Origin of the sequence: Pseudomonas sp. L5B5, from assembly GCF_020520285.1 — a bacterium.
In the GTDB taxonomy this organism is placed as follows: domain Bacteria; phylum Pseudomonadota; class Gammaproteobacteria; order Pseudomonadales; family Pseudomonadaceae; genus Aquipseudomonas.
Genome location: NZ_CP084742.1, coordinates 6,558,971 through 6,573,054, shown reverse-complemented (window position 1 = coordinate 6,573,054; position 14,084 = coordinate 6,558,971). Strand labels below are relative to the sequence as shown.

Annotated in this window: 11 protein-coding genes; 6 read left to right on the top strand and 5 right to left on the bottom strand. The window is 63.7% G+C overall.

The annotated features are described in order from the left end of the window. Positions 1–61: 61 nt before the first annotated feature. The 3 genes from LGQ10_RS30240 (at position 62) to LGQ10_RS30230 (ending at position 2,850) form a co-directional block, all read left to right on the top strand. Entirely contained in the window at positions 62–1,171 is a 1,110-nt protein-coding gene (locus LGQ10_RS30240) for a 2-aminoethylphosphonate--pyruvate transaminase (protein ID WP_058434602.1), read from the top strand. 104 nt (positions 1,172–1,275) lie between these two features. Further along, positions 1,276–2,103, top strand: coding sequence for a phosphonoacetaldehyde hydrolase (phnX, locus tag LGQ10_RS30235; protein WP_058434603.1), 828 nt, complete (start codon positions 1,276–1,278; stop codon positions 2,101–2,103). A 192-nt stretch (positions 2,104–2,295) separates the two neighbouring features. Further along, positions 2,296–2,850: a cytochrome b gene (locus LGQ10_RS30230; protein WP_226526237.1), complete on the top strand. Its 555-nt coding sequence runs from the start codon at positions 2,296–2,298 to the stop codon at positions 2,848–2,850. On the opposite strand, the gene LGQ10_RS30225 is transcribed toward LGQ10_RS30230, so the two are convergent. Together LGQ10_RS30225 and LGQ10_RS30220 are read right to left on the bottom strand one after the other, a co-directional pair. Then, on the bottom strand, positions 2,841–3,770 hold the full coding sequence (locus tag LGQ10_RS30225) for a 1-aminocyclopropane-1-carboxylate deaminase/D-cysteine desulfhydrase (protein WP_058434604.1): 930 nt from the start codon (positions 3,768–3,770) through the stop codon (positions 2,841–2,843). The genes LGQ10_RS30230 and LGQ10_RS30225 overlap by 10 nt on opposite strands. A gap of 221 nt (positions 3,771–3,991) precedes the next feature. Further along, on the bottom strand, positions 3,992–6,031 hold the full coding sequence (locus LGQ10_RS30220) for an NADPH-dependent 2,4-dienoyl-CoA reductase (RefSeq protein ID WP_226524103.1): 2,040 nt from the start codon (positions 6,029–6,031) through the stop codon (positions 3,992–3,994). A 210-nt stretch (positions 6,032–6,241) separates the two neighbouring features. Between LGQ10_RS30220 and LGQ10_RS30215 the strand changes: the two genes are divergently transcribed. Then, positions 6,242–7,369, top strand: coding sequence for a nitrilase-related carbon-nitrogen hydrolase (locus LGQ10_RS30215; protein ID WP_226524102.1), 1,128 nt, complete (start codon positions 6,242–6,244; stop codon positions 7,367–7,369). 4 nt (positions 7,370–7,373) lie between these two features. Continuing rightward, the gene (locus LGQ10_RS30210) at positions 7,374–8,414 is read left to right on the top strand and encodes an AraC family transcriptional regulator (protein ID WP_058434051.1); all 1,041 of its coding nucleotides are present in this window, start codon (positions 7,374–7,376) and stop codon (positions 8,412–8,414) included. A gap of 342 nt (positions 8,415–8,756) precedes the next feature. On the opposite strand, the gene LGQ10_RS30205 is transcribed toward LGQ10_RS30210, so the two are convergent. Then, on the bottom strand, positions 8,757–9,605 hold the full coding sequence (locus LGQ10_RS30205) for a DUF2242 domain-containing protein (RefSeq protein ID WP_226524101.1): 849 nt from the start codon (positions 9,603–9,605) through the stop codon (positions 8,757–8,759). Between the two features lie 92 nt (positions 9,606–9,697). Next, the gene (locus LGQ10_RS30200) at positions 9,698–10,597 is read right to left on the bottom strand and encodes a LysR family transcriptional regulator (RefSeq protein WP_058434053.1); all 900 of its coding nucleotides are present in this window, start codon (positions 10,595–10,597) and stop codon (positions 9,698–9,700) included. Between the two features lie 115 nt (positions 10,598–10,712). On the opposite strand from LGQ10_RS30200, the gene LGQ10_RS30195 reads away from it, so the two are divergent. Beyond that, positions 10,713–11,924, top strand: a complete 1,212-nt coding sequence (locus LGQ10_RS30195; RefSeq protein ID WP_226524100.1) for an MFS transporter — start codon at positions 10,713–10,715, stop codon at positions 11,922–11,924. Between the two features lie 81 nt (positions 11,925–12,005). Here LGQ10_RS30195 and LGQ10_RS30190 read toward each other — a convergent pair whose 3' ends face one another. Further along, positions 12,006–13,877 (bottom strand): SurA N-terminal domain-containing protein, encoded by a 1,872-nt coding sequence (locus LGQ10_RS30190; protein WP_226524099.1) that lies wholly within the window; start codon positions 13,875–13,877, stop codon positions 12,006–12,008. Positions 13,878–14,084: the final 207 nt, after the last annotated feature.

Genomic DNA, 14,084 nt, shown 5'->3' with positions numbered 1-14,084 from the left:
TGACAAGGCAAATTGCAATTTAGTCCCCGTAGCTTGAGCCCATCAATTTCGAGGACACAGCATGAGCATCGCCGAGCCAATCCTGCTTACTCCCGGCCCCCTGACCACGTCTGCCCGCACTCGTCAGGCGATGCTGGTGGACTGGGGATCCTGGGATGACCGCTTCAACCAGCTGACCGCCAGCCTCTGCCGGCAGTTGCTGGCCATCGTCAACGGCAGCGACAGCCACCACTGCGTGCCTCTGCAAGGCAGCGGCACCTTTGCCGTGGAAGCGGCCATCGGCACCCTGGTGCCCCGCGATGGCAAGGTCCTGGTGCTGATCAACGGCGCCTATGGCAAGCGCCTGGCGAAGATCTGCGAAGTGCTCGGCCGCGACTTCAGCACCTTCGAAACCGCCGAGGACGAGCCCACCACCGCTGCCGATGTCGAGCGCCTGCTCCAGGCCGACCCCGCCATCAGCCATGTGGCGCTGATCCACTGCGAGACCAGCACCGGGATTCTCAATCCACTGGCGCAGATCGCCCAGGTCGTTGCCGATCATGGCAAGCGCCTGATCATCGACGCCATGAGCTCCTTCGGCGCACTGCCCATCGACGCTCGGGAAATTCCCTTCGACGCCCTGATCGCTGCCTCCGGCAAATGCCTGGAAGGCGTGCCCGGCATGGGATTTGTCTTCGCTCGCAAGGAGTCCCTGGCCCAGGCGGCGGGCAACGCCCACTCGCTGGCCATGGACCTGCACGACCAGCATGCCTACATGGCCAAGACTGGCCAGTGGCGCTTCACCCCGCCGACCCACGTGGCGGCCGCCCTGCATGAAGCCCTGCTGCAGTACCACGAGGAAGGCGGTCTGCCGGCACGCCTGGCACGCTATAGCGACAATTGCCAAACACTGCTGCAGGGCATGGGTGAACTGGGCCTGCACAGCTTCCTGCCGGCATCGATCCAGGCACCGATCATCGTGACCTTCCATGCCCCCAAGGACCCGCGTTACCAGTTCAAGGACTTCTACGAGCGGGTCAAGGCCAAGGGTTTCATCCTCTACCCGGGCAAGCTGACCCAGGTCGAGACCTTTCGGGTTGGCTGCATCGGCCATGTCGATCGCAGCGGCATGCAGGCCGCGGTCTCGGCGGTGGCCCAAGTGCTGCGGGAAATGGAAGTCCTCGACATCTGACGCATTCCCGTGTCCTGTAGGAGCGAGCTTGCTCGCGATACAGACAACGCGATCCCAGAATCCATTTTCACGAGCAAGCTCGCTCCTACACAGGCATCGAAACCATGAACTACAGCACCCCCTCCCACCTGCAAGCGGCCATTCTCGACTGGGCCGGCACCGTGGTCGACTTCGGCTCCTTCGCCCCGACCCAGATCTTTGTCGAGGCCTTCGCCGAGTTCGATGTCCAGGTTTCCATCGAGGAAGCCCGAGGCCCTATGGGCATGGGCAAATGGGACCACATCCGCACCCTGTGCGACCTGCCCGAGGTGGCCGAGCGTTATCGCAAGGTGTTCGGCCGCACGCCAACGGATGCCGACGTCACCGCCATCTACGAACGTTTCATGCCCCTGCAGATCGAGAAGATCGCCGAGCACTCGGCCTTGATTCCCGGAGCCCTGGAGGTGATTGCCAAGCTGCGTGAGCAAGGCATCAAGATCGGCTCCTGCTCCGGTTACCCCAAGCTGGTGATGGACCGGGTGGTGGCCCTGGCCGCCACCAACGGCTATGTCGCCGACCATGTGGTGGCCACCGACGAAGTGCCCAACGGTCGCCCCTGGCCAGCCCAGGCCCTGGCGAACGTGATCGCCCTGGGGATCGATGATGTCGCTGCCTGCGTGAAGATCGACGACACCGTGCCGGGGATTCTCGAAGGCCGCCGCGCCGGCATGTGGACCGTCGCCCTGACCTGCTCGGGCAACGCCCTGGGCCTGAACTACGAAGACTATCGGGCCCTGGCCAGCGATACCCTGGCCGAGGAGCGCCAGCGCATCCACACCCTGTTCGAGCCATCGCGCCCGCACTACATGATCGACACCATCGCCGACCTGCCCCAGGTGATCGCCGACATCAACCAGCGCCTGGCACGGGGTGAAACACCCCAGGGCCAGTGATCCCATTCGTGAACATGACGCAACGGCGACTTTGACAAGTCGCCGTTTTTTCATGGGTCCCCGAATCGGCGCCCTGATCCAGGCGACGAAAGCCCCCGGAGCGCCAGGCAAACCGGTAGAAAGCGGCTTACAGTTAAAGCACTCCGTCGCTCAAGAACGGAGGCTTGAACCCTGATGACCGAGGACACCGGTATGCCGTGGAAAAACACCGAGGCGCGCTACAGCACCCTGACGATCGTCCTGCACTGGCTGACGCTGGTGCTGCTGGTGGTGGTTTATGCCTGTATCGAATTTCGCGGAATCTTCCCCAAGGGCAGCGGCGGCCGGACCCTCATCACCGAAGCCCATTTCATGCTCGGCCTGACGGTCTTCGTGCTGGTCTGGCTGCGCCTGTTCGCCCGGGCGCAGGGGGTGGCGCCCAGGATCGAGCCCGCGCCGCCGCAGTGGCAAAGGCTGCTGGCGACGCTGATGCACTGGGCGCTGTACCTGTTCATGATCGCCATGCCGCTGCTGGGCTGGCTCACCACCAGTGCCAAGGGGCACCAGGTGATGTTCTATGGCCTGGACCTGCCGCTGCTGGTGGGCGAAGACAAGGCGCTGGCCAAGCAGCTCCAGAACTGGCACGAGCTGCTGGGCAGCCTGGGGTACTGGCTTATTGGCCTGCACGCCCTGGCAGGGCTCTATCACCACTACGTCATGCACGACAACACCCTGCAACGGATGTGGCGCCAGCGCGGTCAGGCCTGAGGGGCGAACCCGCGACGGCCCTGCAAGCCGCCGGTGTGGACGAAGATCAGCCGGCAACCGGGGGCGAACCGTCCGCCCAGGACCTGCTCGTGCAGGGCCAGCAGCGCCTTGCCGGTGTACAGCGGCTCCAGCGGCAGGCCACAATCGCGCTCGGTCTGGTCGATGAACGCTTCCAGCACCCCATCCACCTTGGCGAAACCGCCACGGCTAGCGTCCAGCAGTTCATAGCCACCGATCTCTCCTCCCGCCTCCTGCAGGATCTGTGCGACTTGCCGTGGCACTCCGTGGTCCATCGGCACCGCCAGGGCGCCATGCACCGGGTGCGCTCCGGCTTCGGCCAGCACCAACCCGGCCAGGGTGGTGCCGGTGCCGGCAGCCAGCCACCAACCGTCATGGTCGGCCCAGCCCAGGGCTGGCAACTGCTGCCGTACCTGCTCCAGCAATGGCCCGCAACCCAGCGCCCCAGCCAGGCCGCCACCGCCCTCGGGCACCGGGTACAGGTCCGGGTATCGTGCCTGCCAAGGCGTCCAGAAACCGGGCTGGTGGCGTGCCCGGTAGCCGCCGTAGCCAAGCCAGTGCAACTGCATGCCGAAGCGCTCCAGGTCGAGGACGGTCGGGGTGTCCTGGCGTTCGCCGCGCAGCAGGCCGACCGTGGCGAAGGCGAAACGCTGGCCGGCGGCGGCCAGGGCATGCAGGTGATTGGAGTGGGCCCCGCCGAGGCTGATGATGCCCTGGGCGCCCTGGCGATGCGCTGCCGCCAGATGGTGGCTGAGCTTGAACCATTTGTTGCCGCTGATCAGCGGATCGATCAAGTCCAGGCGCAGCACCGCCACCTCGACCCCAGCCTGATGCAACCAGTCCAGGTCCAGCCGTTGCAGGGGGGCTTGGGGCAAGTGGTCGAAGGACTCGGCAAAGGACATCGTTGGCAGGCTCGGCGAACAGGGAGGCGCATTCTAGCAATCCCGGGGCAGATCGCCGGGCCCTGCAGGACACGCTTCGTGTAGCCGCTGCGCAGGCTGCGTAAAGGGCCGAAGGACCTTCAGGGCCGACAGGTGGGTGTGGGCCGGAAGATCCCGTGCCCCTGCGGGGCATGCGCAGCCTGCGGCAGCGGCGACAGGGGCCGCTGCCGGGGTGGGAGGGCCTAGAGTTCGGCCGCCAGGCGCGAACCCTGGTTGATGGCGCGCTTGGCATCCAGTTCGGCGGCCACATCGGCGCCGCCGATCAGGTGCACGTTCTGTCCGGCGGCCACCAGGCCATCGTGCAGCTCGCGCAGCGGGTCCTGGCCAGCACAGATGACCACGTTGTCCACCGGCAGTACCTGGGGCTCGCCTGCCTCGCCAATGCGGATGTGCAGGCCAGCGTCGTCGATCTTCAGGTATTCAACGCTGTTGAGCATCTGCACCTGCTTGTTCTTCAAGCCGGTGCGATGAATCCAGCCGGTGGTCTTGCCCAGGCCGTCGCCGACCTTGCTCTTCTTGCGCTGCAGCAGGAATACCTGACGCGCCGGAGCATGGGGCTCGGCCTTGATCCCCGATACCCCTCCACGGGCCTCGAGCCGGGTATCGATGCCCCACTCCTTCCAGAACGCCTCACGGTCCTGGCTGGTGGCGACGCCCTGGTGCACAAGGAATTCGGAGACGTCGAAACCGATGCCACCCGCGCCGATCACTGCCACCTTCTGCCCCACTGGCTTGCGCTCGAGCAGTACGTCCAGGTAACTCAGGACCTTGGCGTGCTCCACGCCCGGGATGGCCGGTACCCGCGGGGCAATGCCGGTGGCCAGGATGATTTCGTCGAAACCACCGGCCACCAGTTGCTCGACATCCACCCGGGTCCCCAGGCACACCTCGACGTGGCTGGTCTGCAACTTGCGCTTGAAGTAGCGCAGGGTCTCGTAGAACTCTTCCTTGCCCGGCACACGCTTGGCGACGTTGAACTGGCCGCCGATTTCACTGGCCGAATCGAACAGGGTCACCTGGTGCCCACGCTCGGCGGCCACGGTGGCGGCGGACAAGCCGGCCGGGCCGGCACCGACCACGGCGATCTTCTTGAGCTCCTGGACCGGCAGGTAGTTCAGCTCGGTCTCATAGCAGGCGCGCGGGTTGACCAGGCAACTGGTCAGCTTGCCGCCAAAGGTGTGGTCCAGGCAGGCCTGGTTGCAGCCGATGCAAGTGTTGATCTCATCGGCACGGCCTGCGGCAGCCTTGTTGACGAAGTCCGGGTCGGCCAGGAACGGCCGGGCCATGGACACCATGTCGGCATCGCCCTCGGCCAGGATCTGCTCGGCCACTTCCGGGGTGTTGATGCGGTTGGTGGTGATCAGCGGGATGCTCACCGAGCCACGCAGCTTGGCCGTGACCTTGCTGAACGCAGCCCGTGGCACCTTGGTGGCGATGGTCGGGATCCGCGCTTCGTGCCAGCCAATACCCGTGTTGATAATGGTGGCACCGGCCTGTTCGATGGCCTTGGCCAGTTGCACGATTTCTTCCCAGGTGCTGCCGCCTTCCACCAGGTCGAGCATCGACAGGCGGAAAATGATGATGAAGTTCGGCCCCACGGCCTCACGCACCCGACGCACGATCTCCACCGGCAGGCGCATGCGGTTCTCGTAGCTGCCGCCCCAGCGGTCAGTACGGTGGTTGGTATGGGCGGCAAGGAACTGGTTGATGAAATAACCTTCCGATCCCATGATCTCGACACCGTCGTACTCGGCCTTCTGGGCCAGGACCGAACAGGTCACGAAGTCACGGATCTGCTTCTCGATGCCTTCCTCGTCCAGCTCCTTGGGCTTGAACGGGTTGATCGGCGCCTGGATGGCGCTGGGCGCGACCTGCTTGGGGCTGTAGGCATAGCGCCCGGCATGGAGGATCTGCATGCAGATCTTGCCGCCGGCCTCGTGCACCGCCCGGGTGACGATCAGGTGCTTCTGCGCCTCTTCCTCGGTGGTCAGCTTGGCGGCCCCGGAATACACCCCACCTTCATCGTTGGGACCAATGCCACCGGTGACCATCAGGCCCACGCCGCCACGGGCGCGCTCGGCAAAATAAGCCGCCATGCGCTCGAAACCGCCGGGCTTCTCTTCCAGGCCGGTGTGCATCGAGCCCATCAGGGTGCGATTGCGCAAGGTGGTGAACCCCAGGTCGAGGGGGGCCAGCAAATGCGGGTACGGGGCAGCAGCCATGGCGTCACTCCAGATCGGGCTATCACGGTAGGTGCGGAAGCTCTGCGGCTTCCGTCGGTAGTGCGGCACAGACTAAAAGCACACCAGCTGTAGGCTCAATGACCGTAACTGACAAGTTATTGATCCAAACGCACAGCGCCCCTTGGCAAGCATGGGCTGCCGTCCTACCCTAGTCGCCGAATCCTGCACACGGCTGCCGACTGTTTTCCCATGCGCAAACTTCTGTACATCACCCTCGCCCTGGTCCTGATCGCTGCCATCACCCGCTATGGCGCCTGGACCCAAGACCGCCCGGAGGCACATTACCTGTCGGACTTGCGCATCGAACTGGCCGTGGACCAGGGCGTGCCCGCAGGCCACGGCAACCTGCTGGCGATCCAGCCGGAGCTGTTTCCCACCGACTACCAGAGCAGCAAGCGCCTGCACCGCAAGCTCGCGGCCTACCTGCAAGAGGCTCGCGACCGCGGCCTGGTCAGCGCCAAGACCATCGTCGTGCTGCCGGAACACATCGGCACCTGGCTGATGGTCAGTGGCGAGAAGAACGAGCTGTACCAGGCCACCACTCTCAAGGAAGCGATGAACTGGCTGGCGGTGAGCAACCCGCTGCCCTTCTTCAAGGCGCTGGCGGGCGCCAAGGGCGACAGTCGGGTAGACGATGCCTACCTGCGCATGAAGGCCAAGGAGATGGCCAAGGACTACCAGACGCTGTTCGGAGGCCTGGCCAAGGAATTCCAGGTGACGCTGGTGGCCGGCTCGATCATCCTGCCCGAGCCCAGCGTCAGCCAGGGCAACCTGCAGGTGGGACGCGGCGCGCTGTACAACAGCGCCGTGGTGTTTGGCAGCGATGGCCAGCCCATTGGCCAGCCACAGCTGCAGATCTACCCTAGGGCCTCCGAAAGCGGCTACATCCACGGTGATGCCCGCGAGGCGGTGCAGGTCTTCGATACCCCGGCCGGGCGCCTCGGGGTGCTGATCGGCAGCGACAGCTGGTACCCGGACAACTACCGCAAGCTCGATGAACAACAGGCACAGCTGGTGGCGGTGCCAGCCTTCATCATGGGCAAGGGCCGCTGGGAACAGCCTTGGCCCAGCGACAACGGCGCCGCCTTGGGTGCCGCCGCGTCCAAACCGGGAGCGACCAGCGAAGGCGAGGCCTGGCACCGCTTGACACTCACCAGCAGGCCCGCGCTCAGCCAGGCCAGGGGCGGTGCCAGCGTGTTCCTGCGTGGCCAGTTCTGGAACCTGGGCACCAGTGGCCAGAGCTTCGTGAGCAGCGCAGGCCAGACCTTCGCCGACGATGGCAGTCGTGGTGCTCGCCTGCTGAACTTGTGGTTGTAGGCCGATGAAAACCGCACCGATGCGCCTGGGCGACCTGTCGGTGGGAATCGTCCATAGCCTGGCCGATGCGATTCGCAGCCATGGCCAGGACCCGTTGCCCTTGCTGGAACAGTATGGGCTGGACTCTGCCCGGTTGGCCGAGGCAGGGGCGCGGCTGTCGATCCCTCGCTACATGCGCCTGGGCCACGGGGCGATCCAGCTCACCGGCGACCCGGCACTGGGCCTGCGCATGGGCCGGCTCAGTCGCCTCAGCCAGGCCGGCCTGGCCGGGGTCACTGCCGCCCAGGCACCCACCGTGCGCGAGGCGGCACGCTGCCTGACCCGTTTCGAGGCCCTGTACGGCTCCAACTATCGCGGCCAGTCGAGCTTCTGCGAGGATGCCGACGGCGCCTGGCTACGCTTCTACTCCATCAGCCCGTACAACGCCTATAACCGTTTCGTGGTGGATTCGATCATGTCCGGCTGGTTGCAGCAGCTGTCCAACCTGGCTGGACAAACGGTGCATGCGCAACGGATCGACATCGAATTCGAACAGCCCGACTACCACGAGGCCTATGCCGTGCTCGGCCCCGCGCCGATCCATTTTGGCGCCGAGCGCAACCAGTTGCGCCTGGATCAGGCCAGCCTGGCCTTGCGCAACCCCGAGCATTGCCCAAGTACCTGGCGCCACCTGCTGCTGTTATGCGAAAGGGAACTGGAACAGCTGACCCGCACCCGTAGCCTGCGCGAGCGCATCATTCAGTTGCTGGGACCTTTGCTCAATGGCGGCCGGGAACCGGACCTGGAGGAAGTGGCCGCACGCTTGAAGCTGCCGACCTGGACCTTGCGCCGCAAGCTGGCGGAAGAGGGAACGCAATTCCGGGCGATTCTCAATGACACCCGTCGCGACTTGGCCATGACCTATATCCGCGATACCGAACTGGCGTTCGGCGAGATTGCCTATCTGCTGGGCTTCGCCTCGGCCGAGGCGTTTCAGCGAGCCTTCAAGCGTTGGAACGGCCAGACTCCCGGGGAGTTTCGCCGCAGCCATCGCCAGTTCGGCTAAAAAAAAGCCACCGGCGTTACAGCTCGGTGGCGTCTTCTGCGGGTTCCAGAGGGTCAAGCTCGAAAGCCTGGTACTCCAGCAGTTCTTCTTGGTACTCGTCCATACGGACTCCTTTGCTCGTTGATTGAATGCCCTGGATGACCGTCGGGACCAGCATAAGGTGCCGTTATGACAGGAAAAATACTACCCCTTCGGTCAACTTTCCTGTCATTGAAACGTAACGGCGCGTAAGAAATTTACGGGTTGCACAAGGCCAGGGGGCGATTGGAAGGCAACGAATGCAGGAAGGCTGCGCAGGGGCCACCCAGGCGGAAGCGGGCAGCGCCTTTGCGCGGGGGCGTTTCAGCGACCGTTGCCGGGCAGTGCCTGGATCGGCTCGTTCGGAGGCGGCAAGGTACTGGCTGGCGGCGGGCTGATGGTTTCGCCCACAGGAGCCGGCTCGCTGGCCGGCGCCGTTACGATGGGCGCCACTTCAGCGGGGGGCGCCACTGGCTGGGAAGCGGCCGGTTCGACAATTGGCGCGACCGGTGGCACCAGTGCCGGGGCTGCAGCAGCCGGCTCCGGGTGTGGCTCAGGCTTGGGCTGGGGCTGGTTTTCCGGCTTGCTCTCCGGGACGCCCAGGTCAGCCTTGGGTTTTTCTTCGATGTGGGCCGCAGCCTTGACATCCTGGGGCAGAAACAGCTCCAGCAGGGCGAAGTAACGCTCATAGAACTTGGCGGACGACACCGTCTCGCTCGCCACCTTGACCATCGAGTCGTCGGTGGAACCAATAGGCATCGACACCGAGCCCAGTACCCCTACCCCGAGGCTGGCCGAATTGTTCAGTTTTTTCAGGGCGTAGCGGTCCTGCAGGGCGTTGGCGAATACCGTCGAACGATGTCCGCCGGTACCGTCCTTGGCGCAGACGACGTTGAAGCTGATCTCCAAGTGAGTCTCGCCGGTCTGCTGGAAGCTCTTGTGGCCACTGACCAGCCTTGGGTCGTTGCTGGTGATGATGTAACCCTGGCTGAGCAGGGCCCGTCGCGCGGCTTCACAGGACGCTGCATCACTGACCGGGTAATTGCGCGAGAAGGTGCCGGAATCGTCGAAGCTTTCATGCTCGTAGATGGCAGTCTTGTTCGAAGAGCAACCGGCGACCGCAGACAGCAGCAACACTCCGGCCGCAGCACGCAGATGAAATGATCTAAACATCGAAAATCCTGAGGAAAACGCTCTGGGGCGTATTGTGCAACAGAACAACGTCCTACAGCGCGGCTAATTGATGTCTTAAATTTCACTCAAGACTACTGACCGCACGAGGTAGGAAAAAGTCGTTCGCTCAGGTGTTCGATCAGCACTCGCAGCTTGGCTGCCGCATGACGGCTCGAGGGCCACAGCACCCAGAACGTGCCGTTGAATTGCAAGTACTCATCGAGTACGGCCTGCAACGCTCCGCACCGTAGCGAGGCTTGCACCATGAAGTCCGGCAGGCAGGCAATACCCAGGCCACTGCGTGCCGCGTGCTCCAGCGCCTCGGTGGAACTGCTGGTCAGGCGGGTCGGCAGCAGCGGCTCGGGCTGATGGAGCTGCGGCTTGAAGGGCCAGGGCTCGAGCTTGCCAGTGTGGTGGAAGGTATGCCGCAGGCAGGCATGCTCATGGAGCTCCTGGGGCGATTGCGGCAGCCCATGCTCACGAAAATATCCGGGACTGCCCACCAGCACCATGCGAAAGGATCCCACTTGTCGGGCCAGCAAGCGCGAATCCTTGGGGTTACCGGTGCGTATGACCAGGTCGAAACCCTCCTCCACCACATCCACCATCCGGTCGGACAGATCGACATCCAGTTCGATCTGCGGGTAGCGCTGCATGAATTCCGCCAGCACCGGCATCACCAGACCGTGGACCTGGGGCGCACTGATCCGCAGCTTGCCCACCGGTGCACTGGCCGAATCGCACAACTGGAACTCCGCCGACTCGGCCTCGGCGGCGATCCTGCGACAACGCTCGAGCAGCCCAATGCCCTCTGCCGTCAGGCTGATACTGCGTGTGGTGCGGTGAAACAGGCGGGTTTCCAGGCGTTCCTCGAGGCGGGCAATACTCTTGCCCACCGCCGAGGACGAGACCCCCAGCAGGCGCCCCGCCTCGGTAAAGCTGCGGGTCTCCGCCACCTGCATGAACACCGGGATACTGCCAAGCCAGTCCATTGAACACTCCAGCATTAAGGACTTGAGAGTCCGATAAGTTCGGAACATTAGCCTATTTTTCCGCCATGCGCAGCGCCCTAACCTGTGCCTTCCCTATTGCACAGCTGAGCCCACCATGAACCCTACCGTCGATGCCTGTGAATCACTGCAAACGTCCAGCGACACCCGTGAAAGATTGCCCATCAGCGGCTTGCTGGCCCTGGCCTGCGCAGGCTTCATCACCCTGCTGACCGAAGCCATGCCGGCCGGATTGCTGCCGCAGATGAGCCGCGGCCTGGAGATTTCGCCCGCACTGGTCGGCCAACTGGTCACGATCTACGCCCTCGGCTCGCTCCTGGCCGCGATCCCCCTGGTGAGCCTGACGCAGAGCTGGCGACGACGCCCGTTGCTGCTGATCGCCATTGCCGGCTTCGCCATCGTCAACAGTGTCACGGCCCTGTCGAACGACTACAGCCTGACCCTGGTCGCCCGCTTCTTTGCCGGGGTGTTCGCCGGCCTGCTCTGGGCCCTGCTGGCCGGTTATGCCAGCCGCATGGCGCCCCCGCACCAGCAAGGACGGGCAATCGCCGTGGCCATGCTCGGCGCGCCCCTGGCGCTATCAATCGGGGTTCCCGCCGGCACGTGGCTGGGCAACCTGGTGGGCTGGCGCATGAGCTTCGCCCTCATGACCCTGCTGACCCTGGTGCTGATTGTCTGGGTACTCCGGCAGGTGCCGGACTTTCCCGGTCTGCGTGGCCAGAAACGCCTGCCCTTGCGCCGCGTGCTGGCCTTGCCGGGTGTAGGCCCGGTGCTGTTCGTGACCTTCGCCTATGTGCTGGGCCACAACATTCTTTACACCTACATCGCACCGTTTCTGGAGTCGACAGGCCTTGGCGGGCAGATCGAGGGCGTGCTGCTGGTATTCGGCCTGGCTGCACTGTTGAGTATCTGGGTAGTCGGCTTGCTGATCGATCGCTGGCTACGTGAACTGGTATTGGCCAGTTGCTTGCTGTTCATCGCCTCGATCCTGCTGCTCGGCTTGTTCGACCGAGGACCCATGACCGTTTATGGGGCCATCTCGATCTGGGGCTTGGCGTTCGGAGGCCTGGCCACCTTGCTGCAAACCGCGCTGGCCAAATCCGCGGGAGCACAGGCGGACGCTGCGCAATCGATGCTGGTGACCCTGTGGAACCTGGCCATCGCCGGTGGAGGCGTGGGCGGTGCCCTGCTGTTGCAGGGCCCGGGTGTGCAGACTTTCCCCTGGGTGATTGGCGCCTTGTTGCTGGCAGCCTTGCTGGTGGCAAGCAGCGCCCGGGGCAACGGTTTCGTTTCCGACCGCCAGGTGTAAGCCCTGGCCTGGGCTTTCCTGGCGGCAAAAAAAGACCCCGGCCTTGCGGACGGGGTCTTTTTCACCACTGCGGAACAGGCATCAGTAACGCTTGATATCCGCCTGGTTTTCCAGCTGCTTGCGGTAGGCAGCGAAGTCTTGTTGCCCTACACGCGAGGCCAGGAAGCGACGGTACTGGGCTTTCTCTTCCTCGGTCGGCGCCGCAGCTTCATTGACGCCATTCAGTTGCAGGACCAGCAGGTTGCCGTTGGGCAGGGTCACGCTAGTGAACGCCGGCTTGTCCTTGGACTCAGGCTTGCTCATGCGGAACAGCGCCTGCAGCACGGTAGGATCGATACCGTCCTGGCCACGGGTAACGGCTTTCGCCACTTTCCAGTCCTGGCCATCCACCGGCTTGTTCAACGCAGTCTTGCCGTCACGCAGGCTGGCAATCAGCGCCTCGGCCTTGGTCTTGGCGGCAGCACTGGCGTGCTCCTTGGCCAATTGCGTACGAATGGCACTGGCTACGCTTTCCAGCGGCAGTTGCTCGGGCTTGCGGTGCTCCTTGGCACGCAGCACGAGAACGGTTTCCGGATCCAGCTCGATGGCGCTGCTGTTGGCACCCTCGTCGAGGACTTCGGTGCTGAACGCCGCTTGCACCACTGCCCGGTTGGCCGCGATACCGTCACCGCCTTCACGGCCGAACGGCGCGGAAGTATGGACAGTGAGTTTCAGGTCCTGGGCTGGCTGGGCAAGGTCGGAGGCTTCGAACGCAGAGTCTTCCAGTTGCTTGGTAGCCTCGACGAAACGCTGCTCGACCTGCTGGGTCTTGAGCTCGCGAGTCAGCTTGTCCTTGAGGCTGGCGAAACTCGGAACTTCTGGCGCTTCGACACCCAGCAGCTTGATCAGGTGGAAACCGAAGTCAGTGCGTACCGGAGCCGAGACCTGGTCCTTGCTCAGAGCGTACAGCGCTTTTTCGAAGGCTGGATCGTAGACACCGGGACCGGCGTAGCCCAGGTCGCCGCCATTGTTGGCCGAACCCGGATCCTGGGAAAACTCCTTGGCCAGCGCCTCGAAGCTCTCGCCCTTGGCCAGGCGAGCCTGGACCTCCTCGATCTTGGCCTTGGCCTGGGCCTCGTTCACCTTGGCATTGACTTCGATCAGGATGTGCGCGGCACGACGCTGCTCGGACAGGTTGGCGATTTCTTTCTGATACAGGGTCTGCAGGTCTTCGTCCTTGACGCTGACCTGATCGAAGAACGAAGCCTTCTTCAGCTCGATGTAATCGATCACCACCTGGTCCGGCGTCATGAACTCCTTGGCGTGCTGGTCGTAGTAGGCCTTGACCTCTTCGTCAGTCAGCTTGGCAGCTGCCGGATCGGCCTTGATGGTCAGGGAGGCGAAGTCCCGAGTCTGTTTTTCCAAGCGGGCGAATGCCAGCACCTGGGCATCAGTGACGAAACCACTGCCTGCCAGACCCGCACGGACCTGACCGATCAGCATTTCCTGACTCAGCATCTGCCGGAACTGCATACGGCTGTAACCCAGCTGGCGGATGACCTGGTCGAAACGTTCCGAGCTGAACTTGCCTTCGACCTGGAATTCCGGCGTCTGCAGGATGACCTGATCCAATGCTCCCTCGGAGAAGGAAAACTTGGAATCGTGGGCCCCTTGCAGCAGCAACTTGCGGTCGATCAGCCCCTTCAGAGCCGCCTCGCGCAGCATTTTTTCGTCGAGCAGGGAGGCATCGAAGTCCTTGCCCAACTGCTGCATCAGCTGACGACGTTGCATGTCGACGGCCTGGCTCAACTCGTTCTGAGTGATCTCCTCGCCATTGACCTTGGCCGCATCCTGGCTATGGCTAGTGGCGTTGAAAATGGCATCGAAACCGGTCAGCGCCATCAAAGCGACGATAACCCCGATGATGGTTTTGGCAATCCAGCCTTGTGAATTGTCCCTGATATTCTGCAGCATGCGTCCCCCAGAAACGGCTGTACTTCTGTTTCAAGCAACCGTGGAGCGTGGGTAGAGTCCGGATAGAAGAAAGGCGCATCCGAGGATGCGCCTTCTCGTAACTGGCGGAGCGGACAAGAGTTGAACCTGCGACCCTCGACGTGAACCGGGCATATACCGGTCAACTGGCGCCCCGCTGCCGGATCAGGCATGACCCCAATCCGGATG